27 protein-coding genes and 1 riboswitch are annotated in these 24,858 nt (G+C 70.7%); of the genes, 21 read left to right on the top strand and 6 right to left on the bottom strand.

The features are described from left to right. Positions 1–206: 206 nt before the first annotated feature. Positions 207–635, bottom strand: a complete 429-nt coding sequence (locus tag IEX42_RS02810) for a DUF6941 family protein (RefSeq protein WP_188778028.1) — start codon at positions 633–635, stop codon at positions 207–209. A 289-nt stretch (positions 636–924) separates the two neighbouring features. Between IEX42_RS02810 and IEX42_RS02805 the strand changes: the two genes are divergently transcribed. Beyond that, positions 925–1,611 (top strand): hypothetical protein, encoded by a 687-nt coding sequence (locus IEX42_RS02805; protein ID WP_188778026.1) that lies wholly within the window; start codon positions 925–927, stop codon positions 1,609–1,611. A 250-nt stretch (positions 1,612–1,861) separates the two neighbouring features. On the opposite strand, the gene IEX42_RS02800 is transcribed toward IEX42_RS02805, so the two are convergent. Then, positions 1,862–2,044 carry a hypothetical protein gene (locus IEX42_RS02800; protein ID WP_188778024.1) on the bottom strand — a complete coding sequence of 61 codons (183 nt, stop codon included), beginning with the start codon at positions 2,042–2,044 and terminating at the stop codon, positions 1,862–1,864. Between the two features lie 132 nt (positions 2,045–2,176). Further along, complete coding sequence (locus IEX42_RS18235; protein ID WP_268236422.1) at positions 2,177–2,311, bottom strand: hypothetical protein; 135 nt, start codon at positions 2,309–2,311, stop codon at positions 2,177–2,179. A gap of 305 nt (positions 2,312–2,616) precedes the next feature. On the opposite strand from IEX42_RS18235, the gene IEX42_RS02795 reads away from it, so the two are divergent. The 4 genes from IEX42_RS02795 (at position 2,617) to IEX42_RS02780 (ending at position 4,755) form a co-directional block, all read left to right on the top strand. Beyond that, positions 2,617–3,105, top strand: a complete 489-nt coding sequence (locus IEX42_RS02795; protein WP_188778022.1) for a DUF3995 domain-containing protein — start codon at positions 2,617–2,619, stop codon at positions 3,103–3,105. Positions 3,106–3,130: 25 nt separating this feature from the next. Then, on the top strand, positions 3,131–3,823 hold the full coding sequence (gene trhA / locus IEX42_RS02790) for a PAQR family membrane homeostasis protein TrhA (RefSeq protein WP_188778020.1): 693 nt from the start codon (positions 3,131–3,133) through the stop codon (positions 3,821–3,823). 54 nt (positions 3,824–3,877) lie between these two features. Further along, on the top strand, positions 3,878–4,075 hold the full coding sequence (locus tag IEX42_RS02785; protein ID WP_188778011.1) for a hypothetical protein: 198 nt from the start codon (positions 3,878–3,880) through the stop codon (positions 4,073–4,075). Positions 4,076–4,374: 299 nt separating this feature from the next. Further along, on the top strand, positions 4,375–4,755 hold the full coding sequence (locus IEX42_RS02780; protein WP_188778009.1) for a hypothetical protein: 381 nt from the start codon (positions 4,375–4,377) through the stop codon (positions 4,753–4,755). Positions 4,756–5,058: 303 nt separating this feature from the next. On the opposite strand, the gene IEX42_RS02775 is transcribed toward IEX42_RS02780, so the two are convergent. Next, the gene (locus tag IEX42_RS02775; protein WP_229660540.1) at positions 5,059–5,442 is read right to left on the bottom strand and encodes a MerR family transcriptional regulator; all 384 of its coding nucleotides are present in this window, start codon (positions 5,440–5,442) and stop codon (positions 5,059–5,061) included. 157 nt (positions 5,443–5,599) lie between these two features. On the opposite strand from IEX42_RS02775, the gene IEX42_RS02770 reads away from it, so the two are divergent. After that, positions 5,600–7,105 carry a SulP family inorganic anion transporter gene (locus IEX42_RS02770; RefSeq protein WP_188778007.1) on the top strand — a complete coding sequence of 502 codons (1,506 nt, stop codon included), beginning with the start codon at positions 5,600–5,602 and terminating at the stop codon, positions 7,103–7,105. A 1,181-nt stretch (positions 7,106–8,286) separates the two neighbouring features. Then, entirely contained in the window at positions 8,287–10,434 is a 2,148-nt protein-coding gene (locus IEX42_RS02765; RefSeq protein WP_188778006.1) for a CocE/NonD family hydrolase, read from the top strand. A 611-nt stretch (positions 10,435–11,045) separates the two neighbouring features. Here the strand turns inward: IEX42_RS02765 and IEX42_RS02760 are convergent. Then, positions 11,046–11,681: a hypothetical protein gene (locus tag IEX42_RS02760; protein ID WP_188778004.1), complete on the bottom strand. Its 636-nt coding sequence runs from the start codon at positions 11,679–11,681 to the stop codon at positions 11,046–11,048. Between the two features lie 291 nt (positions 11,682–11,972). Between IEX42_RS02760 and IEX42_RS02755 the strand changes: the two genes are divergently transcribed. From IEX42_RS02755 to IEX42_RS02735, 5 genes are all read left to right on the top strand, one after another. Continuing rightward, positions 11,973–12,425, top strand: a complete 453-nt coding sequence (locus IEX42_RS02755; protein ID WP_188778002.1) for a DUF6941 family protein — start codon at positions 11,973–11,975, stop codon at positions 12,423–12,425. Between the two features lie 436 nt (positions 12,426–12,861). After that, positions 12,862–13,356, top strand: coding sequence for a C40 family peptidase (locus IEX42_RS02750; RefSeq protein ID WP_188778000.1), 495 nt, complete (start codon positions 12,862–12,864; stop codon positions 13,354–13,356). A 77-nt stretch (positions 13,357–13,433) separates the two neighbouring features. After that, complete coding sequence (locus IEX42_RS02745) at positions 13,434–14,243, top strand: spermidine synthase (RefSeq protein ID WP_188777997.1); 810 nt, start codon at positions 13,434–13,436, stop codon at positions 14,241–14,243. 56 nt (positions 14,244–14,299) lie between these two features. Next, on the top strand, positions 14,300–17,095 hold the full coding sequence (locus IEX42_RS02740) for a DEAD/DEAH box helicase family protein (RefSeq protein WP_188777995.1): 2,796 nt from the start codon (positions 14,300–14,302) through the stop codon (positions 17,093–17,095). A gap of 27 nt (positions 17,096–17,122) precedes the next feature. Further along, positions 17,123–17,692, top strand: coding sequence for a hypothetical protein (locus IEX42_RS02735; RefSeq protein ID WP_188777993.1), 570 nt, complete (start codon positions 17,123–17,125; stop codon positions 17,690–17,692). Positions 17,693–17,716: 24 nt separating this feature from the next. Here the strand turns inward: IEX42_RS02735 and IEX42_RS02730 are convergent, their stop codons facing one another. After that, positions 17,717–18,172, bottom strand: coding sequence for an HNH endonuclease (locus tag IEX42_RS02730; RefSeq protein ID WP_308422191.1), 456 nt, complete (start codon positions 18,170–18,172; stop codon positions 17,717–17,719). Between the two features lie 253 nt (positions 18,173–18,425). Between IEX42_RS02730 and clsA the strand changes: the two genes are divergently transcribed. The 9 genes from clsA to IEX42_RS02685 all read left to right on the top strand — a co-directional run bounded on the left by clsA (position 18,426) and on the right by IEX42_RS02685 (position 24,429). Next, entirely contained in the window at positions 18,426–19,028 is a 603-nt protein-coding gene (gene clsA / locus IEX42_RS02725) for a cardiolipin synthase ClsA (protein WP_188777991.1), read from the top strand. Further along, a complete protein-coding gene (locus IEX42_RS02720; protein WP_188777989.1) occupies positions 19,012–19,881 on the top strand; it encodes a DUF881 domain-containing protein in 870 nt (289 codons plus the stop codon). Before clsA ends, IEX42_RS02720 begins: the two co-directional genes overlap by 17 nt. Then, positions 19,878–20,210 carry a small basic family protein gene (locus IEX42_RS02715; RefSeq protein WP_188777987.1) on the top strand — a complete coding sequence of 111 codons (333 nt, stop codon included), beginning with the start codon at positions 19,878–19,880 and terminating at the stop codon, positions 20,208–20,210. Before IEX42_RS02720 ends, IEX42_RS02715 begins: the two co-directional genes overlap by 4 nt. Then, entirely contained in the window at positions 20,203–21,030 is an 828-nt protein-coding gene (locus IEX42_RS02710) for a DUF881 domain-containing protein (RefSeq protein ID WP_188777985.1), read from the top strand. The genes IEX42_RS02715 and IEX42_RS02710 overlap by 8 nt, the downstream gene beginning before the upstream one ends. A 155-nt stretch (positions 21,031–21,185) precedes the next feature. Next, complete coding sequence (gcvH, locus tag IEX42_RS02705) at positions 21,186–21,572, top strand: glycine cleavage system protein GcvH (protein ID WP_188777983.1); 387 nt, start codon at positions 21,186–21,188, stop codon at positions 21,570–21,572. Positions 21,573–21,779: 207 nt separating this feature from the next. Then, on the top strand, positions 21,780–22,313 hold the full coding sequence (locus IEX42_RS02700; protein ID WP_188777980.1) for a double zinc ribbon and FHA domain-containing protein: 534 nt from the start codon (positions 21,780–21,782) through the stop codon (positions 22,311–22,313). Positions 22,314–22,323: 10 nt separating this feature from the next. Next, entirely contained in the window at positions 22,324–23,043 is a 720-nt protein-coding gene (gene ftsR / locus IEX42_RS02695) for a transcriptional regulator FtsR (RefSeq protein ID WP_188777978.1), read from the top strand. 51 nt (positions 23,044–23,094) lie between these two features. Continuing rightward, the gene (locus IEX42_RS02690; RefSeq protein WP_188777976.1) at positions 23,095–23,607 is read left to right on the top strand and encodes a bifunctional nuclease family protein; all 513 of its coding nucleotides are present in this window, start codon (positions 23,095–23,097) and stop codon (positions 23,605–23,607) included. Between the two features lie 222 nt (positions 23,608–23,829). Then, complete coding sequence (locus IEX42_RS02685; RefSeq protein ID WP_188777974.1) at positions 23,830–24,429, top strand: MerR family transcriptional regulator; 600 nt, start codon at positions 23,830–23,832, stop codon at positions 24,427–24,429. Between the two features lie 225 nt (positions 24,430–24,654). Beyond that, a riboswitch (glycine riboswitch) is annotated at positions 24,655–24,753 on the top strand. Positions 24,754–24,858: the final 105 nt, after the last annotated feature.

Genomic DNA, 24,858 nt, shown 5'->3' with positions numbered 1-24,858 from the left:
AGACCAGGTTGTTCGCGTTAAGACGCCGAGGGTGTCGTGGACTGGTGTCCATCCCGAATCTCGGTTCCACGGACTGGATCTACGGCAGCGTCAACGAAATCGCTAGGCCGAAATCGTCATGTCCCGCAGGACGATCGCTCTACGGTGACGCCGGCGCTCCGCCTAGTCCCCGCCAGCAGGGTCGCCTGTCCGCGTCGGCCAGGGGTCTAGCTGTTCGCGACGGCGAAGCTTCGCCTTGCGATAAGGGTCTGGTCGATCTCGAGTCGCCACTCGTAGCGGGTGTTGTCTTTGAGTGCCATCCCGGCGGCGATGTTGAAGGCCAGCGCGTTGGTGGTCGAGGTGCATGGAGTGTGTCCGGCTTGGGCGGCGGCTTCGATCTTGCCTGCGATGGTCAGCGGTGCCGGTTGGTCAGTGGTCGGGTCGGTGCCGAACAGGACCTGGGTGCCGTCCTCGTCGACCAGCTCCAGATGGAGGTCGCGACTGGTGAGCTGCTCGTGGGGTTCCAGCTCGAGGAACACCACCACGGCGCACTGCCCCAGCGGGGTGGTGGTCTGCGTCCATCCCAGGCCCAGCGCGTGGACGGTTCCGCTGGAGTCGCCTTGCGCGCTGTTGGCCAGCAGCACGGTTGCTTCCACGGTTGAAGCCTCCACGGGTTCGATCCCGGAGCACAGGTACCCCTAAGGGTATCGACGGACGTCGGCGGGCATTTGGCACAATCAACACTAAGTGCAGGCTGTCCGCAGTTCTCCACGCGTCCGCTGACATCGTCCGAGAGAGTTCGAGCACGTGCTGGTGGCCCCTCGCCGAGTCGGTAGGCCGCAGGCCGGTGCGGCACGACGGCCGGGACGGGTTCCGGTCCACAGCGGCGACCGTGCCCGTGTCGGACGCAGAAGCCTGGTCCGGACGTCGGTGTGGACGCTGCCGGTGGTCGCCACCGCGACCGCAGCCCCCGCCATGGCGGCCTCGTGCAGCACCCAGTACGCCGGCACGCTGGACTGGGCCAGCAACTACACCCGCAGCAGCGCCACCTCTGGCACCGCCAGCGTCCCGGTCGGCGCGGCGGGCAACGTCGGAGTCACCCTGTCCTCGACGTTCACCGGGTACACCGCATACACCCAGACCCCGCCCAACCTGTCCTCGTACTCGCCGGTCGGGGGCACCGGGGCCGCCGGGCTGTCGCTGGTGCAGACCGCGAACAGCGCTTCGGTGACCAACAACTCGGCCAACAACCAGACGCTCACGATGACGTTCAACCGTCCCGTCTACAGCCTGAGCTTCCTGATCACCGACCTGGACTACAACGCCAACCAGTACCGCGACGGAATGGCGGTCACCAGCACGGCCGCCTACACGACCACCGTGCCGAGCGGATCGACCGTCGTCGGGGCGGGCACCACCGCCAGCCCCTTCCAGTCCTCGGCGAGCGCCGCCTACGACAACAACACCGGCACCGCAGGAAACATCCGGCTCACCTTCGCCGGACCCGTCAACTCGGTCCAGTTCATCTACTGGAACCTCCTGCCCCCCGCACAGGCGACCGCCACCGCACTCAACCAGGGCGCCTGGATCTCCAACATGACCCTCACCGCCCGCAACCCCAACTGCGCCTAAAACCAAAGCAAGGGTTGTGACCCCTGAACATCGCATCGGGCGACGGCACGGGCAAACCGCAGAGCGAACCTCATCTGGCGTCCTTGGACGCCGCGCCCCGGCGCCAGCCTTCGTCAGTCCGCTCGGGGATCGCTAACTGGCGATATCGCAGCTGACCATCGCGAGGTTGGCCGTGATTGTCAACGAGAGCGGCGGTATCGCGCAAGGGTCGGATCGTTGTCGGGTTCGGTTTGAACCGGATGAGAGGGGTTCAGAAGCCGCCGCCAGCGCCGCCACCGCCGCCACGGATGTTGTTGCGATAGGCGGCGGCGCGGGCCTCGTCGGCCTTCGGGTCGTTGCGCTGGCCGACCCCGCCGGGGCCCATCCGTCCGCTGGTCACCCAGGCGATGATGAGACCGACGATCACGACAATGGCGGCGATGATCCAAAACATGAGATGCCTCCTCGATGGGCGGTTGCACTAAACGTACGCCGCTGGACGGGTATGGGGTGCTCCGTGCCGGTCAGGTTCGTGGGACGCGCCGTGGTTCCCCACCGAGGGCCGTTCTAGGTGCGGCAGGCTAGCTCAGCGGCGGTGGGCCAGGGGCGAGTCGGTGATCGTGCGCTCGGGGTTCAGCCGGTTCGGGGCCGCCGGCGACTCGTCCGCGTCGGGGACGCGGAAGGTGAGCCGCAGCGGGTTCGCAACGGTCCGGTGGTCCAAGTCGGGCCGCGTCGCTGTGGCCGTTGACGCCCAGCGTGTCTCCAGGTGCCCACAGCAAGGTTGGGGGCCGACGACAGCGCGGGGAACCAGCAGTAGAACAGGGTGAGCAGCGCCAGCCGCTCCAACCAGCGCACGGGCGCGGACGTGCTCTAGCTCGACTGCTCGGAGGTGTCCGCAGGGGGGCTAACCCTCATCATTCATGTTCGGCGCAGCGTTTCGCAGATCCATCGGGGCACCGAGGCTTCACAGCCCGAATGGGGATCGTCGACCGGAACCGCGGCTCGACGTCCGCGCGTTGGAGAGGCATGGAGCGGCACATTCCCACCCGAGCGAGCTGGGCAGCGCCGTGCGCGGCGCTGTGGTGCGCCACGTTCGCGGGTCTGCACCTCTTCTGGGCCTTCGGCGGCTCCGCTGGTCTCGCGTCCTCTGCCGGTCGCGATCTCGCGGCACGGCGGCCGACATGGTTCGTCGTCTTCGGACTCTACGGAGTCGCGCTCGTGCTGCTCGTCGGCGTTGGCCTTATCGCGACGGCGAGCGCGACCCAGCTCGGCAGGTGGCGTCGCCTCGTCGTCGCGCTGCTGAGTGTGGTCGGCCTGCTTCTCCTGCTGCGCGGTGTCGGACTCGAGCTGGCGCTCGCCGCGAACGTGGGCGGTATTCGAGCTCAGGTGGGGCCGACGGAAGTCCACTGGAGCCAGATTCTCTGGAACCCGTGGTTCGCCCTGGGCGGCGCCTCGTTCATCGTGGCGTCACTGCAGCTTCGCCGATGTCCGTACGATCCGGCTGCGTCGCGCTGAAGGATGGTCCAGCGGTGGCACAGCGATGGACACTGTTGGCGTGTCGGGGGTCAGAGTGTCTGCTCAAGAAGTTGCTGAGCGTGCGCCTCGACTGCGGGGTTGGCTCCACCTGGGGGCATCTCCGCTAGCGCTGATCGGCGGGCTGGTGCTCGCGCTGGCCTCTCCTGATGCGCGGACCCAGGTCGGCTCGGCGATCTTCACAGCCGCGGCCCTGCTGAACTTCCTCGCGTCGGCCGCGTTGCACCTGGGCAGCTGGCCTCCTCGCGCCGCGCCTTACGTGCGGCGGATAGATCATGCCAGCATCTTCGTGCTGATCGCCGGGAGCTACACCCCGTTCACGCTGCTGATGCTCACCGTCCCGCACCAGGTGGTTCTGCTGTGGCTGGCCTGGGGAGGCGCGACGCTCGGTGTCGTGTTCCGGCTGGTCTGGAGCACCGCGCCGAGGTGGCTCTACACGATGCTCTACCTAGTCCTCGGCTGGGGCTCAGTCTTGTTCCTCACCGACTTCGCCGACTACACCCCCATCGCCGTACCCCTCTTGCTGGCGGCCGGCGGAGCGCTCTACACCGCCGGCGGGGTCGTCTACGCCGTGCGCCGCCCGAACCCCTCGCCAGGCTGGTTCGGCTTCCACGAGGTCTTCCACGCCCTCACCATCGCGGCGTTCGCCTGCCAGTACGCGGGCGTCTTGATCGCTACCATCTCTCGCCGGCCAGGCTGAGTCTGTAGGCGAGAACGTGCGTTCGACCTGTAGACAGGGGCTGTGGCGCAGAGGGTGACGATCGTCGTTCCTGCCAAGCACCACGAGGAGATCTGGCACCAGGTCAATGCTTCGCCGGTTGTCCGTGACCGCACTATGGCTGACCACGGCGAAGTGATGACGATCGAGTTCGTCACCGATGCGATCGAGCAGGTGATCACCTCGGCACTGATCGATATCTGTCGTGCAACCGTGGTCTCGACACCGATCTAGGACGGCTGCAGGGTAGCCATCACGGCTCCCGCGACATCTGAGCCGCCCGCGCCCATTCTCGACGCAGCCAGAAGGACGACGTCGCCGCGTGTGATCGACCACGTCAGTACTCCATGCCTGTGCCGTGGAACGAACGGCATGCGGTACGTGCCCAGTGCGGGGATCCCCGACCCCTCACGACGTTAGTCAACGGGTGGCGTTCTCGCGTGCTTGGCGATCAGCCTGCGTTGGTCGCAATGCTGGGGAAGTATAAATAGGCGCCTACCCACGCAGAATCTTGAGCTTGCCGAGGGGGGACGATGCCCGAGTCGCCTAAGCAGTCCGCGCGTGCGGACAACAGCGACACCGGTGACGCTGCGCCAGCCGGCGTACGGGACAATCGCAGCGCCAAAGTCGCGTTCGTGGTGCTGATACCCGTCTCGCTCCTTTCCGGCACAGTCTCCCCCTTCGTCGCTGAGGGCCAGTGCGCCGACTCGTGTAACGACGCCCTGTCCGCCGCTGGGATCATCGGCGGGTGGGGCTCTGTCGCGGTGGCCATTCTTATCGGTCTCGTAGCCGAACTACTGGTGACCACGGGAAGGAACCACCGTCCGATGGCGCCGTGGGCATGGGGTGCGGTCGCCCTGCCGATAGCCGGCGCCGTGTTCGCCGCCGCGATGGGATCTATCGCTGCTGGCTGAGCCCTGGGTAGTCGCCCACAGCCAGCACGCCCGGAAGAAGTCAGTTCGTAGGACGACGCGAACCTCTCGCCACGCTCGGACCGAACAGCGAAACCAGCCCGTCTGAACGCCCCCGTCGCGCAGGGCGCCCACCCAGTGCGAGGTAGCCGGTAGACGCCGGGGGTTGAACCAGCTGGGGATGGCTCTACGGTGACAATGGTGAGAGCGGTTCGGCTGCATGCCGAAGGGTCGCAAAACATAGTTCTGACCTCGTGCACATCGACCAAGACGATGGTGCTGGCGTGAACCAAGGTGTGGACCTCATCAGGCGTCGGCCTCACGGCGCACCAGCGTGATGAATTCGTCGGCCATGGCGAGCTGCCGGGTCAAACGGTCGCGCCGCTCTGCGGCCTCGCTGAGCACGCCGCGCAGCCGTCGACGCGCCCCGTGAAGGTCGCCGGTCGCGGCGCGGATTGTCTCGATGTCGGCCATGACGGCCTTCATCTGCTCCAGCGAAAACCCGAGGGGCTTCATCCGCCGGATGACGAGGATCTTCTCGACGTCGTCGGCGGTGTAGAGACGGAAGCCGCCCTCGCTGCGACCCGACGGGACGACCAGGCCCACCTCATCCCAGTGGCGCAGGCTACGCAGCGAGAGCTCGGTGCGTGAGGCGACCTCGCCGATGTGCATGACGTCGTCGGTGGTCACGAACCTGATCCTGGCACGACGATTTCAACTCTACCCTGACGTAAGGGTAGAGTCTGGCTCAGACTTCCGCTGATCCCCCCAATCAGCCCTATGCCCACCGTGGGCGCGCGACCGTGTCGCCGCCGCCCGTGGGACCTACCCCGATCGGAGTTCGCCCGTGCCCACGTCCGCCCGCACCGAGGACCGCACCCCCAGCGTCGCCGCGGTCCTACGCTCGCCACGACTGCTGCGGACTGAGGCCCTCGCCGGCCTCGTCGTCGCACTCGCGCTGATCCCTGAGGCGATCTCGTTCTCCATCATCGTCGGCGTCGATCCCCGCGTCGGGTTGTTCGCGTCGTTCACGATGGCCGTGGCCATCGCCTTCCTGGGCGGGCGCCCGGCGATGATCTCCGCCGCGACCGGTGCCATTGCTCTCGTCATCGCCCCCGTGATGCGCGACCACGGGTACGACTACCTGATCGCCACCGTGCTGCTCGGGGGCCTGATCCAGGTCGCCCTTGGGCTCGTGGGCGTCGCCCGGCTGATGCGGTTCGTCCCGCGCTCAGTGATGGTCGGCTTCGTCAACGCGCTCGCCATCCTGATTGCGGAGTCGCAGCTCGAGCACGTGATCAACGTGCCGTGGGCCGTCTACCCGATGATCGCGATCGGCGTCGCCGTCATCGTCGGCTTCCCCCGCATCAACACCGTCGTGCCGGCCCCGCTGGTGGCCATCGTCGCCCTGACGGCGTTCACCGTCCTGGCGGCGGTGAATGTGCCCGACGTCGGCGACCAGGGCGCGCTCCCGGACAGCCTCCCGAGCGTGTTCGTGCCCGATGTGCCGCTGACGCTACACACGCTGCAGGTCATCGCGCCGTACGCCCTCGCGATGGCCGTTGTCGGCATCCTCGAGTCGCTGCTGACCGCCACGCTGGTCGACGACATCACCGACACACCCTCGAGCAAGAAGCGCGAAGCCGTCGGCCAGGGCGCCGCCAACCTCGTTACCGGATTCTTCGGCGGGATGGGCGGCTGCGCGATGATCGGTCAGACCATGATCAACGTGCGCGCCTCCGGGGCGCGCAGCCGCGTCTCGACCTTCCTGGCCGGGACCTTCCTGCTCGTCCTGGTCGTCGGGTTCGGCGATGCGGTCGCCCGCATCCCGATGGCCGCGTTGGTCGCGGTGATGGTCATGGTCGCCGTCGGCACCTTCGACTGGCACTCCGTGCGCCTCTCGACCCTGCGCCGGATGCCACGCTCCGAAACCGCCGTCATGGTCTCGACGGTTGCGGTCACCGTCGCCAGCCACAACTTGGCAGCAGGGGTCGTGGTGGGAGTGCTGGTCGCGATGACCCTCTTTGCCCGCCGGGTCGCCTGCCTCACCCGCACGCACCGCGAGGTCGTCATCGACGACGACGGTGCGGCCGTGGCGACGTACCGAGTCACCGGCGAGCTGTTCTTCGCCTCCAGCAACGACCTCGCCACACAGTTCGCCTACGCCGACGACCCCAACACCGTCGTCATCGACCTATCGAACTCCCACATCTGGGACGCCTCCACCGTCGCCACGCTCGACGCCATCACCACCAAATACGCCCGGCGCGGCACACACGTGCAGATCACCGGGCTCAACACCAACAGCGCAGACCGCCACGAGCGGCTCTCCGGCCGCCTCGCCAGCCACTGAATACCTGCGACCAGAACGATGGGCGAAGCCACCCGCGATGACGCGGCGGCTTACATGCCCCGGATAGCGAACCCCAACCGAGACCCCGCAGGCGAGGCCCACACGCCGGCGATGGACCCGGGGTGACGTTCCCGTAAGACCCGTCCGGATGTCGTCACCGGGACAGGGGCGTTATCCGGACCGAGCGTGCGAGGCAGACGCTGCCACAGCCGGTCGCGAAAAATGCGTGTCGAAACCGCGGGCTGCTACCTGTGTCTGGCCCGACGTGCCCAGCACCTCGCGGCTGCGCGGCGCCGAGTGTCCGAGCGTCCCCAGATGGTCGCTGCCCATACCGAGCTCTCTCACGAAGCCGACGGTGTCATGCGTCGAGGTCGAGCAGCGTTACGGCGATCAGGCCCGTGGGGGAGCGGGTGTCAGAAAGCTGCTGGCTCAGGGACGAAGGTCGTCAATCGTGTCGACGCGTCGGGATCAGTGGCGTTGCGGTGTCACAGTCTCGTCTTGGCGCACGGAGCGCACCTCCTACGCCGAGGAGGCTTGACGTTCTCGGGGTCGGGCCGCACATCGCGCGCCTCTGAGGAGCAAATTTGGCGGGCGAAAAGTGGGCACAAAGTCAGCCGGAACTGACCGTCGTCAACAACGAGTGACCAGCACGAAACGCAGTAGAGGCGAGTGAACGTGCAGGTCAGAGGCCTAAAGACCAAAACAGACGACAGTTCTCCCCGACTACGAAGAAGGCCTCAGGAATTCCAAGGGGTCGCAGGTTCAAATCCTGTCAGCCCGACCACACACACCGCCTCTGACCTGCGGGGATGCGGGTCAGAGGGCGTCGATGCCTCGGTGAGGATCGCTCGAGATGGGCGGGAATTCGAAGGCTCGCGTGCCGGTGGCCAGCACTGGTGGCGCCGAGCAACGGCCCACGCCCCAGCCTTCGTCGACGGCGCCGCGCGGGACGGCGGTTCCCCTCCGATGGCGGCGGCGGTCGCCGAGGCTGCCGCCCTCCTGTGCGCTCGAGGACGTCGACTCTCGCTCGGCTTCCGAGACGGCCGCTGATGCCTGGATCATGGCTGACCCGCTCACCGAGGTGCCGGCCTCCGGGACGGCCGGGGCCGTCTTGCGAGTCGGTAACCGAAACGACCTCCGCTCGTTGCTCACGCTGAGTGCCGTTGACCGAGGAGCCCGGGATGTTGCGTCGAGTGTTGCACCTCGCCGTGGCCACAGCGCTCGCGGTGACCGCCGCCCTTGCTCCCGATCAGCCGTCGGCGAGCGCGGCGCAGGCGCCGTACACCGCCACTGACCTGCACTTCAAGGTGACGGTGGGACCAGGCGGGGACCAGACGTGTGACATCGAGGGCACCGTGTACGTGCCCGACGACGCCGGACCGTCGAGCCGGGTGCCGGCGATCCTGTCCACCAACGGCTTCGGGGGCAGCAAGGACGACCAGGACCCGCTGAGCGCGTACGCGGCCTCGCACGGCTACGTCGCGCTGACCTACTCGGGGCTCGGGTTCGGCAACTCGAGCTGCGACATCACCCTCGACGACCGCGACCACGACGGCGAGGCCGCCGCCCAGCTGATCGACTACCTCGGCGGGAAGGCGGGCATCGCCTTCACCAACGCTGACCACACGGAGACCGCCCCGCCGCTCGACGCGGTCCAGCTCGACGGCGACGCCGCTGATCAGGACCCCCGGGTCGGCATGGTGGGCGGCTCGTACGGAGGTCAGGTGCAGTACGCCGCAGCCGCCGTGAGCGACAAGCTGGACACGATCGTCCCGATCATCACCTGGAACGACCTGAGCTACTCCCTCGGCCCGAACAACACCGACCAGCTCGACTCGCCACCGCAGGTGAGCACGCGGACCCCGGGGGCGCCGAAGACGAACTGGGCACTGGCCTTCAGCGCGATCGGCCTGACCGGCGACGTGGCGAACCAGCAGCCCGACCCGCTGACGTCGGCATGCCCGAACTTCCGTGAGGAGGTCTGCCCTGCTCTCGCCGGTGGCGTGGTCAACGGCGCGTTGGCCCCGGAGGACGTGGCGTTCCTGCGGCACGCCTCGGTGCGCGACTATGCCGAGGACGTCACCATCCCGACGCTGATCCTGCAGGGTCAGGCCGACACGTTGTTCAACCTCAACGAGGCCGCTGCGACGTACACCGCGCTGCAGGAGCAGGGCACCGACGTCAAGATGAGCTGGATCGAGTACGGCCACTCCGGCCCGCCCGCCGACGGCGAGCTGGACCTGGGTGCTCCCGACCCCGCGACGCAGCACATCACCAAGCGGATCTTCGACTGGTTCGCCCACTACCTCAAGGACGAAGCGACGGCCCCGACCGGGCCCGAGTTCTCCTACTTCCGAGACTGGGTGGACTACGAGGGCATCGCGACCCCCGCCTACGCCTCCAGCGACAGCTACCCGGTCGGCCGCCGTTCGACGTACCACCTCTCCAGCACGCCGAGCAGCACCGGCACCGGCGGGATGCTGGTCACCGACCGGGCGGACGTCACCACGGGCAGTCAGAGCTTCGCCGCCACCGCCGTCCCGGTTCCCGACGAGGACCTGGACGTGGTCGGGATGTTCCTCGACCAGCCCGAGCAGCCGGAGCCGGCCACCGACCTGCCCGGCACCGCAGCCCGCTACGACACCGCCCCGTTGGGCCGTCACGTCGACGTCGTCGGCTCACCCGAGGTGCGGCTGCAGGTCGAGGCGCCGACGGTCGAGCAGACGCAGGGAGGCGACGTCGGCAAGCTCGTGGTCTACCTCAAGATCCGCGACATCGCCCCCGACGGCACGTCCGAGGTGGTGCGCAACCTCGTGGCACCCGTCCGGTTCCCCGACGTCGCAGATCCCGTCACCGTGACCATGCCGGCATTCGTGCACCGGTTCGAGAAGGGCCACAGGATCCGGCTCTCGGTCAGTGGGAGCTCGCCCAACTACCGCGGCAACACCGCCGCGGTCCCGGTGACGGTGGACACCACGAGCGGCCCCGGCGCCGCGGCCGCGGGCGGGGGTCTGCCGCTGCAGAGCATCACCCTGCCCACGCTGGGCGACATCCCACCGTCGGCGGGAACACCGCCCCGGAGCGGACCGGAGCCCGGCACGAACGATGACCCGAGCGCTGGTCCCGGCGACCGGCCCGAGCACGACGACGCTCGGACCTCCGCCGCGGGCAACGGCACGCCCCGTGCTGCGACAGGTGACTACTCGTCCTCCGGCTCGTCGTTGCCCGACACCGGCGGGCCGGTGCTGTGGCTGCTGATCCTGGGTGGCGTTCTGCTCGCGTCGGGCGCGGTGCTGCTGCGCTCCCGCGGATCCGCACGCCAGGGGTAGCAGGGGGGGCTGTGGGCAGCGCGGGCCCAGGTCGTCGCAGTGGAGTCGCCCGAGCGACGATCACTGTGCTGGAGGCGTCGACGAGGCGACGCCGTCCTGCTTGCGCCGGGGTGACGACATGAAGGGGTGCCGATGCTCTCGGTGGACCGGCCACGAGTGGTGAGCTGGGCGTCTGGGAGGGGGCCGACTCCGGAGTCAACCGCAGCTCGCGCGAACCCGAGTCGGCGCTCGAAGTGCTCGACGCCCTGTTCACCAGCGACGTGAGGGACCGGTTCGGCGACCGGACTCCGGGCGAGTGGAACCTGCCGCTCGCGACGCCGTCGGACGTCGGTCCTGCCTCGCTGACGACCGCCCCGACGGGGTTGATCGACGCACTGCGGGTCCGCAAGGCGTGGCTACGCCACCTGGTCGTACCTCACGCCCCGGTCCGAGTCCGTCGTCACCACCGAGATGCGGGCGCTCGCCGAGGGACGAGTCTCGATCAGCGCACGCCTCGGCGAGCTGGCCGCCGTCTCGACGACGAACGACGAACCGGGTCAGGTCCGGGCATCGCCTAGAGCACACCAGCCGGCGAACGTCCGGCGTGTCACGAGCCACCGCGTCGCCGCTGGTCAGCAGCCGGATCGCAGGAAGCTGAGGTTGCTGATCCCGATCACCGGGACGGTGCTGTTGCTGCCTCCTTGCTGGGCGTAGCGGATCGACACCGACGTGGTGGGTCCTGCGTAGACGAGGTCGACGTTGCCGGCGTTGCTCGAGGGGTCGACAGGGGTGTTGTTGTTGGGCTGGATGAACGGGGCCGCCGCGGTGCCGGAGCCCGTGACGGTGCTTCCCGTGGGCCGGGTGAAGGTGAAGCCGGTGCTGGGCTGGACCGAGTCGTAGTAGGCGACGGTGGTGGTGCCGTTGGTGGTGCTGGAGGCGGAGTCGATGTCCAGCAGCGAGAACCGCAGGTCGGTGACGGCGGAGGAGAAGGTGAAGGTGACGGTCTGCACCTGACTGGTGCCGGCCGGCAGCGTCAGCGCGAGATAGCCGGTCACCGCGCCCTGTTGGGTGTTGCGCGCGGTGAGGTTGTTGGCGGCGGTGGTGTTGCCGGTGCCGTTGGTCGTGACGCTGATCGGCGCGGCCTGCGCGCCGGTGGCCGTGACGGTGGCGCCTTGCTGGCTGTTGGGGGCGTACGTCGCCCAGTTGACTGTCTGCCGCTGACACTGCGGCGATGCGGCGAAGACGGGAGCCGCGGCGACGGTGGCCACCACCGGCAGCGTCCACACCGACGCGCGCACCAGCCCTCGGCGTCCAACTCCAGGAACCGCTCGCGGGGCTGAGCTGCGACCGACCTCGTCGGCGGACGCGTGGTTCGCGGAGACGCTGAGGGGGCCTGGCTCGGTACGGGTCAGGGCGGGTGGCACAAGCGTTCCTCGTCGTAGGTCGTCCCGAGACCGCAGACAGTGCAAAAGACGAACGGCCTTCGGCACCAAGTCTCTCAGGGATTGGTATGCCACGATTTGCCCCCTCCGGGGTGCCCGATCGCCGGCCACGGTTTCTTGATCGAGAAGGAGAGCGGCCCCATGCACGCAACCGTGTTGCTGGCCAACAGCGCCCTGGGTGACTCGACCGGCGTGGTCCACGCCCTGGGCCTGGGGTGGAGCCACACCGGAACCCCGCTGGGTCAGAGTGCGGTCGTCGTTTTCCTCGAGCTCGAGCCTCACGAGCAGCACAGTGCTCACCAGCTCCGCCTGGAGCTGGTCGACGAGGACGGCAACCCGATCACGTTCGGAACCAACGGCGTCGACGGCGACCCGGCTCCGCTGACCATCGAGGGCAAGATCGACGGTCTCGTCCGGCCGGGCGAGACGGCCTGCACCTCGACCAGTCACGCCATCGCCTTCACCATCGCCGCCGGCATGCCCCTCAGCGCGGGCACCCGCTACGAATGGCGACTCGACATCGACCAGAGCTTCCTCGCACGGCGCAGCTTCGCCGTCGTCGACAGCTAGAGAGCCTGCCTCCTCCAGTCGACGACGGTCACGATCGATCGCTTCTGAGGTCACCACCCATTGGCTGGCCAGCGGATCGCCCGGGTAGCCGGGTGACGGTCCTGGTCATGATGGGGATGCCGTTCGTCGGCGGCGGCCTCGACGCGTTCTCCCGCCCCGGCGTGCTCGGCGCGACCACCGGTGTGCCACGGTAGGTGGCTGCTCCGGGTCCGTCACCGACGGGAGCGGGGCTGCGGGTCACGCACCAACGACCCGTGCGAGACCTCGCCGGACGGCGGGGCCGCCCGAGGCGCGTCGAGGCCCGCCACGCCTTCGGGTGGACACTCACACGAGACGGCGATGGCGGGCAGCGGACGACCACGGTGGCCGGGTGGAGCCCAGTGAGGACCCGGGGAGGGGCACCGGTAGCCCGTGCAGGCGTCGCCGAGGACCATGCATGTCGCACCCCAAGCACAAGCTCGACCGTCCCCGCAGCACCGGCCGCCGCGCCCTCGCCGGCACCGCCGCCGCCGCGGGACTGGCCGTCGCTGCGGCTCCGGCGCTCAGCGTGCCCGCCCAGGCGGCGACCAAGCACCACCACGCCGTGTCCAACGCCAAGGTGGTGAAGGTGGCACGGAACCAGAAGGGCACGCCGTACGGCTACGGCGGCAACGGCCCGCACCGCTTCGACTGCTCCGGCCTGGTGCAGTACGTCGCCAAGAAGGCCGGGCGGCACCTGCCGCGCACCTCCTCGGCCCAGTACGGCGCGGTGAAGCACGTGGGCCGCAAGCAGGCGCGCGCCGGGGACCTCGTCTTCTTCAAGAGCGACGGCGACGTCTACCACGTCGGGATCAAGACCGGGCCGGACCGGATGATCGACGCCTCGCGTCCCGGCACGGACGTGAGCACCCACCCGATCTGGCACAAGCAGGTCGGCTTCGGCCGGCTCTGAGTCGGTCTGCGCGAAGGCCCCCGGGAACCGACGGCTCCCGGGGGCCTTCGTACGCCCAGGCTCCCTACGCTGGGCCCGTGGAGGACGTCGAGCTGGTGCCGGACCCGGGCAGGGACGACGCGTTCACGCTCCGGGTCGGCGGGGCCGACCAGTCCCACGTCGACCTGACGGACCCGCTGCGGCTGGACTTCGACTACGTCCAGCGCGCAGCCGACGTCCTCGACGCGGCGCTGCCACGGCCGGACCGGCGCGCGGTCCTGCACGTCGGGGGTGCGGGGCTGACGCTGCCGCGCTGGGTCGCAGCGACCCGGCCGACGTCGCGCCAGGTGGTGCTCGAGCCCGACGCGGCGCTGACGACGCTGGTGCGCGAGCGGCTCCCGCTGCCGCCCCGCAGCCGGATCAAGGTGCGTGAGCAGGACGGCCGCCGAGGCGTCCGCGAGCTGCGTGACGGGTGGGCCGACGCCGTGGTGCTCGACGCCTTCGCCGGCGCCCGGGTGCCGGCCGAGCTGACCACCGAGGGCTTCTTCGCCGATGTCGCCCGCGTCCTGGCCCCTGAGGGCCTGCTCGTGGCCAACCTCGCCGACCGCGCGCCGTTCGGGCACCTGCGGCGAGCGCTGGCCGGCGTACGACTCTCGCTGCCGCAGCTGCTCGTCCTCGCCGAGCCCGCGGTGCTCAAGGGCCGCCGGTTCGGGAACCTGGTCGTCGCCGCGTCGCGCCGGCCGCTCCCGGGCGCTGCGCTTGCGCGCCGCTCGAGCGGTGCCGCCTTCCCGTACCGGGTGCTCGCGGAGGACGAGGTGGCGGACCGGTTCGGCGGGGGAGCGCCCTTCACCGACGACGACCGGGCGCCCACGCCGTTGCCGCCCGGGGGAGTCCTGGCGCTGCGATGACCGGTCTCATGCCCGGGGCGGACGATGCAGTCGGTGGCACACCCTAGGCTCGGGTCGTGCAGCTGCGTCGTCACCAGGAGCTCGCCCTCGCGGCGCTCGAGAAGGCCTGGGACGCGGGCAGCCGTCGCAGCCAGGTCATGCTGCCTCCGGGGGCCGGGAAGACGTACCTCGGCGTCGAGGCGGGTCGCCGGCTGCTGGACTCCGGCGACGTCGGCCGGGTCGTGGTGCTCGGCCCGAACACCGCGATCCAGGGGCAGTGGGCACGTGCCGGCGAGTCGCTCGGGCTCGAGTCCGGCACGGACCGCGGGCTGGGCACCGCGCTGACTGCGCTGACGTACCAGTCGCTGGCCGTGTTCGACACCGACGACGAGGTCGACGAGGACGGGACCGAGGCATCGGCGTCCCGCGACCGGGACGCGCTGCTGGACGACCTCCACCCCAACGCGCGCGCACTCGTCGCCGAGCTGACGGGCGCGGGACCGCTGCTGCTGGTCCTCGACGAGTGCCACCACCTCCTCGAGGTGTGGGGGCGGCTGCTGGCCGCGCTGCTCGACGAGCTGCCGCAGGCGCGCGTCCTCGCACTGACCGCGACCCCTCCCGAGGTGCTGTCCAAGGAGCAGCTCGCGCTGACCGACGAGCTGTTCGGTGCCCCGGTGTACCAGACCTCGATCCCCGCGGTCGTGCGCGAAGGGGACCTGGTGCCCTTCTCCGAGCTGGTCTGGCTGACCACGCCGACGCCGACGGAGAAGGACTGGCTGGCGGAGGGTGCGGTCCGCTTCCGCGAGCTCACGACCGACCTGTGCGACCCCGGGTTCGGCGACCCGTCGTTCCTCGGGTGGCTCGACGCGCGCTACGCCGGCGAGGGCCGGCCCTCGTGGGCGACGCTGCTGCGGACCGAGCCCGAGCAGTGCCGGGCGGCCCTCCGGATGCACCACGCCGGCCTGCTGGCACTCCCCGCGGGCGCGGCGCTCACCGAGGAGCACCGGGTGTCGCCCAGCGTGGAGGACTGGACGCAGCTGCTCGGCCGGTGGCTCGACGAGGCCGTGCCCGAGGACGACGTACGGGTCCGCGAGGCGGTCCGCCGTGCGCTGCCCTCGGTCGGGTACGTCCTCACCCGTGCCGGCGTGCGCCGTGGTCGTACGCCGGTGGACCGGGTGCTGGCGCGCTCGGAGTCCAAGGCGCCCGCCGCCGTGCAGATCGTCGCCCAGGAACGTGACGCGCTGGGCGACGGCGCCCGCGCGCTGGTGCTGTGCGACCACGAGGTGGCGAGCGCGACGCTGCCGGCCGACCTCGACGGTGTGATCGCGCCCCAGGCCGGGTCCGCTCGCGCCGTGCTGTCGCACCTGCTCGACGACCCGGCGGGCGCCGACGCGCTGCTGGTCACCGGGCGCACCGTCGCCGGCGCGCCGGTGACGCTGCAGGCACTCGTCGAGCACGTCCGCCGCTCGGACCCCGCGACGGCGGCGAGTCTCAGCATCGTCCCCGTCGAGGTCTCCGGCGACCTCCCTCGGCTCGAGGGCTCGTGGACCAGCCGGACCTGGGTGCGGCACGTCACCGACTTCTTCGAGGCAGGGGAGTGCCACGTCCTGGTCGGTACCCGCGGCCTGCTCGGCGAGGGGTGGGACGCGCGCCGGATCACCACGCTGGTCGACCTGACCGCGATCACCACGACCACCGCGGTCGTCCAGACGCGCGGCCGGGCGCTGCGTACGGACCCCGCCTGGCCGGAGAAGGTCGCACTCACCTGGTCGGTCGTGTGCGTCGCCCCCGAGCACCCGCGCGGGGACAACGACTGGCAGCGGCTGGTGCGCAAGCACACCGGCTTCTTCGGCGCCGACGAGACCGGCTCCGTCGTCGACGGCGTGGGACACCTGGACGAGGTGTTCTCGCCCTACGCGCCCCCGCCCGCCGAGGACTTCGCCGAGATCAACGCACGGATGCTGGTGCGTGCCCAGGACCGCGGCGCGGTGCGCGAGCGCTGGCGCGTCGGGACGGCGTACGACGACGAGGCGGGCGTGAGCCTGCGCGTCCGGGGCGCTCGGAGCGCCGGCGCCGAGCGGCCGGCCGCGAGCGGGGTCCCCGCAGCCGTGGGCGCACCCGTCGGCGTCGTGCAGCGCGAGGACCGTCTGGAGAACCGAGGGGAGCTGCCGCCGCTGCCCCGGTGGCCCCTGCTGCTGGTCGCCGGGCTGACCGCCTGGGGGGTCGGCCTGGCCATCCCCGAGCTGCTGTCGTGGGGGTTCGTCATCCCCGCGGTGATCGTGCTGCTGGTCCTGGCGGCCGTCCCGCTGACGATGGCTCTCGCCCGACGTGGCCAGGACCTGGTCGAGGCGGCACGCAGGACACCCGAGGTCGACCTGGTCGCCGCCGCGGTCGCCGACGCGATGCTCGAGGCGGGCATCAGCCCGGTCGGGTCCGACGGTCTGCAGGTGCGCTACGACGACGACGGGTCGGAGGCCGGCGTCGTGTCGTGGCGGATCGAGCTGGACGGGGTGGACGAGAAGACGTCCGCCGCGTACGCGACGGCGCTGGACCAAGCGCTCGCGCCACTGGCGGCGCCGCGCTACGTCGTTCCTCGCTGGATGTCGGCGCCCGGTGATCTCGACCTGGCGACGGCGGTCGGGATCGGGCTGGGTCGGGCGCACCCGGCCGACGGCACGGTCTGGCACCCGGTCCCTGACGTGCTGAGCACGAAGGCGGACCGGGCACGGGCCTACGCTCGCGCGTTCGACCACTGGGTCGGCGGCGGGCCGGCGCTCTACACCGCGACGCCCCAGGGGCAGGGCGTGCTGAAGGCCCAGGGAGGCTCCGACCCGTTCGCCGTCTCCACCACGATGCGCCGGACCTGGGACTGACGCGGGCCTGTCGGGCAGACTGGCGGCGTGTCCGACCACCTGCCGACCGATCGCCGCCGCCCCCCACGGAGCGACGGCGCCGCGCAGGGCGACTCGCGCGTGCTCCGGCAGGCGATGTGGGCGGTGCTGGCCATCGCGGTGATCGGCCTGAGCCTCTTCGCGGGCAGCCTCGTCTTCGGCGGTACGTCGGGCGGTTCCCCGTCCGCCGAGAGCACGGTCGAGCCGATGACCAGCGCGCCGGCCCCGCCGTCGTCGCCCGCGCCCTCCTCGAGCAGCCCGGCGACACCGCAGCCCACGGCCGAGTCGATGACGACCTTCCTCGACGACTACCTGCGCGACGTCTCCGACGACCCTGCGACGGCGTGGGGCAGCCTCACGCCGGGATTCCAGCGCACCAGCGGCGGCTTCGCGGCGTACCGCGAGTTCTGGGCGCCGATCGCCGGGGCCGAGCCCGCCGACGTCGAGGCGGACCCGGAGGCACGGACGATCGCCTACGACGTCACCTACACCTACGCCGACGGGCACACCACGCAGGACTCGACCCGGCTTACCCTGGCCTACGAGAACGGCACGTACCGGATCTCCGGCGAGGGCTGAGCATCGCCGCCCCGGGTAGGGCACTCAGTCGGAGATCTGGGCCCGCGTGGGAATCCACGGGCGCACGCGCAGCCGCATCCCCGCCTCGTCCGGGGTGCGGTCGGCCTTGCGGCTGTTGCACGGGCCGCAGGCCGAGACCGTGTTCAGCCACGTCGACCCGCCACCGCGGGACAGCGGCAGCACGTGGTCGAGGGTGTTGCCGACCGCACCGCAGTACGCGCAGCGGTGCCGGTCGCGACGCAGGACCGCGGAGCGGCCGTACACGGCCGGCCGGTGCATCCACGTGGTGACGACGTACTTCACCAGGCGCACCACCTTGGGCCAGGGGTGTGGGCCGATCATCCGGTCGTCGAGCGCCTCCTCGACCACGGCGACCTCGCGGAACAGCATCCGTACGGCGTGCTGGAAGGACACCAGGTGCAGTCGCTCGTACGACGCGTTGAGCACGATCACCGCGGCCATCGCGGGCCATCTCCTCACGGGGTCCCTGCCTCCGACTGGGTGCCGGAGCGGTGGGTGGGGCAGCGCTGTCGGCCCGGTGCGCGGGCCGACCTCGTCCATCATGCGCCGCGGTCGGCCCGGAAGGGAACAGGCTTTCACCGCGTCGCCGGGCGCCGAGCGGCCCGGTGAGCCGTACCCCGAGGTCCCGAGGTCGGGCAGGACGGTCGATACAGTGGCCAGCGCGTCACCGGCCGGGGGCGCGGCAGCGACGGGCGGCGGGAGCGGGTGAGCGGTGGAGCGGCAGCGCCGGGGTGACCGGGTCTGGACCTTCCCCAACGCGCTCAGCGCCCTGCGGCTGCTCGGCGTACCGGTGTTCCTCTGGCTGGTCCTCGGCCCGGAGGCGGACGTCCTCGCGCTGCTGGTGCTGGTCGTCTCCGGCGTCACCGACTGGCTCGACGGGTACCTCGCCCGCAAGCTCGACCAGACGTCGAAGCTGGGGGAGATCCTCGACCCCGTCGCCGACCGTCTCTACATCCTCGCGGTCGTGATCGGACTGGGCTGGCGCGACATCATCCCGTGGTGGATGGTCCTGATCCTGCCGGCCCGCGACGCGTTCCTCTGGTGCCTGGTGCCGCTGCTGCGCACCCGCGGCTACTCCGCGCTGCCGGTGCACTTCCTGGGGAAGGCGGCGACCGCCAACCTGCTGTACGCGTTCCCGCTCCTGCTGCTCGGTGACGGCAGCGACGTGTTCGCGCGCCTCGCCGAGGTCTTCGGCTGGGCGTTCGCGCTCTGGGGGATCGGGCTGTACTGGTGGGCCGGTCTGCTCTACGCCTGGCAGGTGCGCAAGCTCCTCGCCGACCACGACCGACGCGCTCCCGATGTCCTCGCCCGCTGACCCCGGTCCGGGCTCGCGGGACGAGTCGCGCGACGACCTGCTGTCCTACCTGTCGGCGCACACGCTCGACGCGGACTACGCCCTCGTCGCCGCGCGGCGTACGGAGCCGCGCAGGAGCTCCGGCGCCCGCGGCTCGGGCCTTGCCCGTGCTGCGCTCCTCGCGGTGTTCGGTGTCCTCGTGGTGACCCTGTTCAGCCAGACCTCCCAGGACGCCGACTCGGAGAACAACGAGCGAGGCCAGCTGGTGAGCCAGGTCAGCGGCCAGCGCGAGCGGGTCGACGCCCAGCAGGCCGAGGTGGCCCGCGTCGGCGCCGAGAACGACGCCGTGCGGCAACGGCTGATCGCGCAGAGCAGCGGTGGCGCGCTCGGCCGGGCGGCTCGCGAGGGCACGCTCGTCGGGACCGTGGCGGCACGCGGGCCCGGGGTCCTGGTCGAGGTCGACGACGCGCCGAACGCCACCTCCGCCCGCAACCGGGTCCTCGACACCGACCTGCAGAAGCTGGTCAACGGGTTGTGGGCCGCGGGTGCCGAGGCGATCGCGGTCAACGGGCAGCGGCTGACCACGCTGAGCTCGATCCGGCAGGCCGGTGACGCGATCAACGTCAACTTCGTCGGCCTCACGGCGCCGTACCGCGTCAAGGTCATCGGGAACCCCGACACGCTGCCCAGTCGCTTCGCGGAGACCGCGAGCGGCGCGACGTGGTTTGATCTCCAGAAGCGGGTGGGACTGCAGTTCACCATGCGGACGCGCTCCTCGCTGAGCCTGCCCGCGGCCGACCGGGTGAGCCTCGCCTACGCCCGCTCGGCCAAGACCGCCTCTCCCTCTTCCAGCACTCAGGAGGACGACTCGTGATCGCCGTGCTCGGGCTCCTGGTCGGCGTCGTCGTCGGCGTCGTCCTGCAGCCGGACGTCCCGTTGTGGCTGCAGCCGTACCTCCCCATCGCGGTCGTCGCCGCGCTGGACGCCGTCATCGGTGCGGGTAGGGCGTTCCTGGAGGGCACCTTCTCCGACCGGGTCTTCGTGATCTCGTTCGTCTCCAACGTCGTGCTGGCGGCGCTGATCGTCCTGCTCGGCGACAAGCTCGGCGTCGGTGCCCAGCTCTCGACGGGGGTCGTGGTCGTGCTCGGCATCCGGATCTTCTCCAACACCGCGGCGATCCGCCGGCTGATCTTCCATGCCTGAGGGTCCCGGCGCCGGCCACGAGGACCCGCCCGAGGGCTCGCGCGAGGCGCAGCGCGACGCGGTGCCCGACCGGCGACCCGACCCGCTGCCGGGGACTCCCCGTCGCGAGGAGGTGCGCCGGCGGCTGCGGGGACTGCTGGTCCGACCCGGTCGTGGCCAGGTCGCCGCGGCCGTGCTGCTCGGCGTCCTCGGCTTCGGGGTCACGACGCAGGTGCGGGCCAACGAGACGAACGACGCCTACGCCGGCCTGCGCTCCGCCGACCTCGTCCAGGTGCTCAACGGTCTCAACGCCGAGTCCCGGCGAGCAGAGACCGAGCTCAACGAGCTCCGCGCCACCAGGAGCCGGCTCACCGACCGCAGCCAGAGCCGTGAGGCGGCGCTGGCGCAGGTCCGCGACCAGGCGTCGACCCTCGGGATCCTCGCCGGCACGCTGCCGACCCAGGGCCCGGGCGTACGCATCACGATCACCGACCCCGAGGGCAAGGTCAGCCTGAACACGCTGCTCGACGGGATCGAGGAGCTGCGAGCCGGAGGAGCCGAGGCGATGGAGGTGAACGACACCGTGCGCGTGGTCGCCCAGACGTCCTTCGACACCGACGACGGGACGCTTCTGGTCGACGGCCAGCGGGTCGCCCCGCCGTACGTCCTCGACGTGATCGGCAACCCGCCGACGCTCGCCAAGGTGCTCGACATCGCCGGCGGGTTCCGTTACGACGTGGAGTCCAGCGACGGCACCGTCGAGGTCCAGCGCCGTGACCGGGTCAAGATCGCCTCGGTGACCAGCGGCGACGACCCGCGCTTCGCCCAGCCCGCCGGCTGAGCCTGCGATCGTCCTCGCACCCCGTCGAGGACGCGGGCACCCGTCCACGCCCGTCCGAGATGTGGGTACGGTGTCCGCTGATCGGGTCCGGGCCGTCCGGACCGTGCCGAGCGACCGTCCGAGCGGCGGTCGTAGTCGAAGTCCGAGGAGCCGACGTGATACCTGACGACCTGCAGTACACCGCCGAGCACGAGTGGGTCCGGCAGCCCGGCGAGCAGGAGGGCTCGGTACGGGTCGGCATCACCGACTACGCCCAGGACGCACTGGGCGACATCGTGTACGTGCAGCTGCCCGAGGTCGGCACCTCCATCTCGTCCGGGGACGCGCTCGGCGAGCTCGAGTCGACCAAGTCGGTCAGCGAGATCTACGCCCCGGTCTCCGGTGAGGTCGTGGCGGTCAACGACGCGCTCGACGCGACACCGGAGCTGGTCAACTCCGACCCCTACTCCGCGGGGTGGCTCTTCGAGGTCGTCCCGTCCTCGGCCGGCGAGCTCGACGACCTGCTGGACGCCTCTGCCTACTCCGCAGTCCTCGACGGCTGAGGCGGCCCGAACCCACCGAGTGGCGGCCTCCGGCCACCTTCCGCCGACGGCTCCCGGTGCGACCGGTACCTGTAAGGTGCGGTCCTCACCATCGACCGCCTGCGGAGGGATCGGGCCGGACGTCCGGACCGTCGACGCGAGCCGCGGTCGCCGTGTCCCAGCCCTTCTCCTCGTCCCCGCACCCCACCTCGTACAGGAGCACCGCCGATGCCGTTCTGCACCCAATGCGGCCATGAGAACCCGGACCAGGCCCGGTTCTGCTCGCAGTGCGGCACCCGGCTGGAGAGCGCGGCCGGCTCCGGGGAGTCCTCGGTCGTGGACTCCTCGGCGACGATCACCTTCGGCGTGGGCTCGGGTTCTGCGTCGGCGGAGGGTGGCGAGGAGCGCGACCGCCTGGCCGCCGACGACGCCGCCGCGGTCGACGGGCTGCCACGCAACAGCGCCCTGCTCGTCGTCCAGCGTGGTCCTGGCGCCGGGAGCCGCTTCCTGCTCGACCAGGACGTCGTGAGCGCCGGACGGCACCCCGACTCGGAGATCTTCCTCGACGACATCACGGTCTCGCGCCGTCACGTGGAGTTCAGGCGCGGCGAGCGCGGCTACTCCGTGGTCGACGTCGGCAGCCTCAACGGTACCTACGTCAACCGCGACCGGATCGAGGAGAGCGACCTCAGCAACGGCGACGAGGTCCAGGTCGGCAAGTTCCGCCTGGTCTACTTCTCCGGCGGACCCACGGCCGGCTGAGGACCCACGGGTGGCATCTGCAGCACACGCGCGGCTGAGCATCGGGGAGGCACTGGCTCGGCTGAAGGCGGACTTCCCGGACGAGGACATCAAGGAGTCCAAGATCCGGTTCCTCGAGACCGAGGGACTCGTCGAGCCCGAGCGCACCCCGTCGGGCTACCGGAAGTACTCCGAGGCCGACATGGACCGGCTGCGCTACGTCCTGCGCGCGCAGAAGCAGTACCTCCCGCTGCGGGTGATCCGCGAGCAGCTCGCCGCCATCGACCGGGGGGAGGTGCCCACCGGCCCCGGAGCCGGTCTGGTGCCCTCGGAGGGTGTGCCGCTGCTGCACCTGGCGCCGGACGGCCTGCCTTCCGCGGCGGCGTACGCCGACGACCGCGGTGACGAGCGGATCTCACGCAACGAGCTGATCAAGACGGCGCCGATCGCCGAGGAGCTGCTCGTCGCGCTCGAGGAGTACGGCCTGGTCCGCCCGCGCACGGGGTCGCGCTACTACGACGGCGAGTCCCTCGCCATCGCTCGGGTGGCCGGGCGGCTGGCCGCGTACGGCATCGAGCCGCGGCACCTACGCTCGTTCAAGGCCGCTGCGGACCGCGAGGTCGGGCTGGTCGACCAGGTGGTGACCCCGATGCAGCGCGAGAGTGCCGAGCAGGCCGTCCGCGAGATCGCCGAGCTGTCGGTCCGTCTGCACGCCAGCCTGGTGAAGGTCGGTCTGCGCAGGCTGCGCTGAGCGCGACGCCACGTCGTCACGACACGTGCAGCGCGGAGTAGGGTTCGAGGCGTGCGCGAGGTCGAGGTCGTCGGGGTCCGGGTCGAGATGCCCTCCAACACTCCGATCGTGCTGCTGCGCGAGAGCGGGGGCGAGCGTTACCTGCCGATCTGGATCGGCGCCGTCGAGGCAACCGCGATCGCCTTCGCCCAGCAGGGGGTCGTCCCGCCGCGACCGCTCACCCACGACCTGCTCAAGGACGTGCTCGACGCCACCGGGAACGACCTGGCGGAGATCCGGATCACCGAGGTCCGCGACGGCGTCTACTTCGCGAGTCTCGCGTTCGCCTCCGGGCTCGAGGTCAGTGCCCGTCCCTCCGACTCGATCGCCCTGGCTCTGCGTACCGGCACCCGCATCGTGTGTGCCGAGGACCTCCTGGAGCAGACCGGCATCGAGGTGCCTGACGAGCAGGAGGACGAGGTCGAGAAGTTCCGCGAGTTCCTCGACCAGGTCACGCCCGAGGACTTCGAGCCGCCGGAGGAGCCGGACGGCGGGGGATCCGCCGGTCCGGAGCCGCGGAGCTGAGCCGGCGGGCCCGACCCTGACCTTGAAGTGGAGGTTGAGGCCGACACGCCGGGACGGCTCGTTGCCAAGGCGAGCGGGCGGCCCTACCGTCTGAGGAAGTGTCGCGGGTGTAGTTCCACGGATGTGCTGCCCCGGGACCCGTCGCCGACTGACCGGTGACTCCCCCCGAGCACGACCCCGGCCGATCCCGAAGGGCACGGCCACAACCGGAAGGTGCAGTCGATGAGTGGTGAGCTCGACAACCGGTCGAACTCGCGTGAGAGCGCGCAGACCGAGGCTCAGCAGGAGGCCCGCGAGCAGGGCCTGCTCTTCGACGATGACGTGTCGCCGCTTCCCGACGACCTCGGCTACCGCGGACCGATGGCATGCAGCGCTGCCGGGATCACCTACCGGCAGCTCGACTACTGGGCCCGGACGGGTCTGGTCGAGCCCACCGTGCGCGGCGCCACCGGCTCCGGCACGCAGCGGCTCTACTCGTTCCGCGACATCCTGCTGCTGCGGGTGGTCAAGAGCCTGCTCGACGCCGGCGTCTCGCTGCAGCAGATCCGGACCGCCGTGCAGCACCTGCGCCAGCGCGGCACCGAGGACCTCACGCAGGTGACGTTGATGAGCGACGGCGCCACGGTCTACGAGTGCACCAGCAGCGACGAGGTCATCGACCTCCTCCAGGGCGGCCAGGGAGTCTTCGGCATCGCCATCGGCGGTGTGTGGCGCGACATGGAAGGTTCGCTCTCCGATCTCCCCAGCGAGCGGACGGCCCCCGACGCGGTGGCCACGGACGACGAGCTGTCCGCCCGCCGCCGCGCGCGCGAGGCCGGCTGAGTCTGGCCCACCGGACACCTCGAGCACGTTCCACAGCGCTGACCGGGCAGTTCCTGCACGTCGCACGTGCAGGAACTGCCCGCTCGGCGTGATGGGGTGTGCAGGAACTGCCCGCTCGGCGTGCTGGGGTGTGCGGGAGCTGCCCGGTCGGCGTTCCTGGTGTCTCGTGTCCGGGCGGCACAGCCCTCCGCGACCCGTCCTCGGTGGTAGGTTCGGCCGTGCTGACGACCCTGCACGGGAGAGTCTTCGTCACCGGCCGGTGACGGAGCGCCGAAGGGGCAACACTCCCCGGAACCTCTCAGGCGCCAGGACCGTGCGGTCGAGGCAGCTCAGGAGCACGCGACGTGGCGGGTGACTGAGGGGGAGGCGACCGGCGGCGAGACGTGGGCCCGAACAGGCTCCCGTACGAGCCGCACCGCCTGACCCCCG

The sequence above is a fragment of the Marmoricola endophyticus genome, from assembly GCF_014644415.1.
GTDB lineage: Bacteria > Actinomycetota > Actinomycetes > Propionibacteriales > Nocardioidaceae > Marmoricola > Marmoricola endophyticus.
This window is presented reverse-complemented; position numbering and strand designations above follow the sequence as displayed.

Bases quoted from the DNA above. Each gene is read 5' to 3' on its own strand.
- IEX42_RS02800 (WP_188778024.1), bottom strand. From the start codon at position 2,044: ATGTTTTGGATCATCGCCGCCATTGTCGTGATCGTCGGTCTCATCATC.
- IEX42_RS02795 (WP_188778022.1), top strand. From the start codon at position 2,617: ATGGAGCGGCACATTCCCACCCGAGCGAGCTGGGCAGCGCCGTGCGCG.
- trhA (WP_188778020.1), top strand. From the start codon at position 3,131: ATGGACACTGTTGGCGTGTCGGGGGTCAGAGTGTCTGCTCAAGAAGTT.
- IEX42_RS02780 (WP_188778009.1), top strand. From the start codon at position 4,375: ATGCCCGAGTCGCCTAAGCAGTCCGCGCGTGCGGACAACAGCGACACC.
- IEX42_RS02765 (WP_188778006.1), top strand. From the start codon at position 8,287: ATGTTGCGTCGAGTGTTGCACCTCGCCGTGGCCACAGCGCTCGCGGTG.
- IEX42_RS02750 (WP_188778000.1), top strand. From the start codon at position 12,862: ATGTCGCACCCCAAGCACAAGCTCGACCGTCCCCGCAGCACCGGCCGC.
- IEX42_RS02720 (WP_188777989.1), top strand. From the start codon at position 19,012: ATGTCCTCGCCCGCTGACCCCGGTCCGGGCTCGCGGGACGAGTCGCGC.
- IEX42_RS02710 (WP_188777985.1), top strand. From the start codon at position 20,203: ATGCCTGAGGGTCCCGGCGCCGGCCACGAGGACCCGCCCGAGGGCTCG.
- IEX42_RS02700 (WP_188777980.1), top strand. From the start codon at position 21,780: ATGCCGTTCTGCACCCAATGCGGCCATGAGAACCCGGACCAGGCCCGG.
- IEX42_RS02685 (WP_188777974.1), top strand. From the start codon at position 23,830: ATGAGTGGTGAGCTCGACAACCGGTCGAACTCGCGTGAGAGCGCGCAG.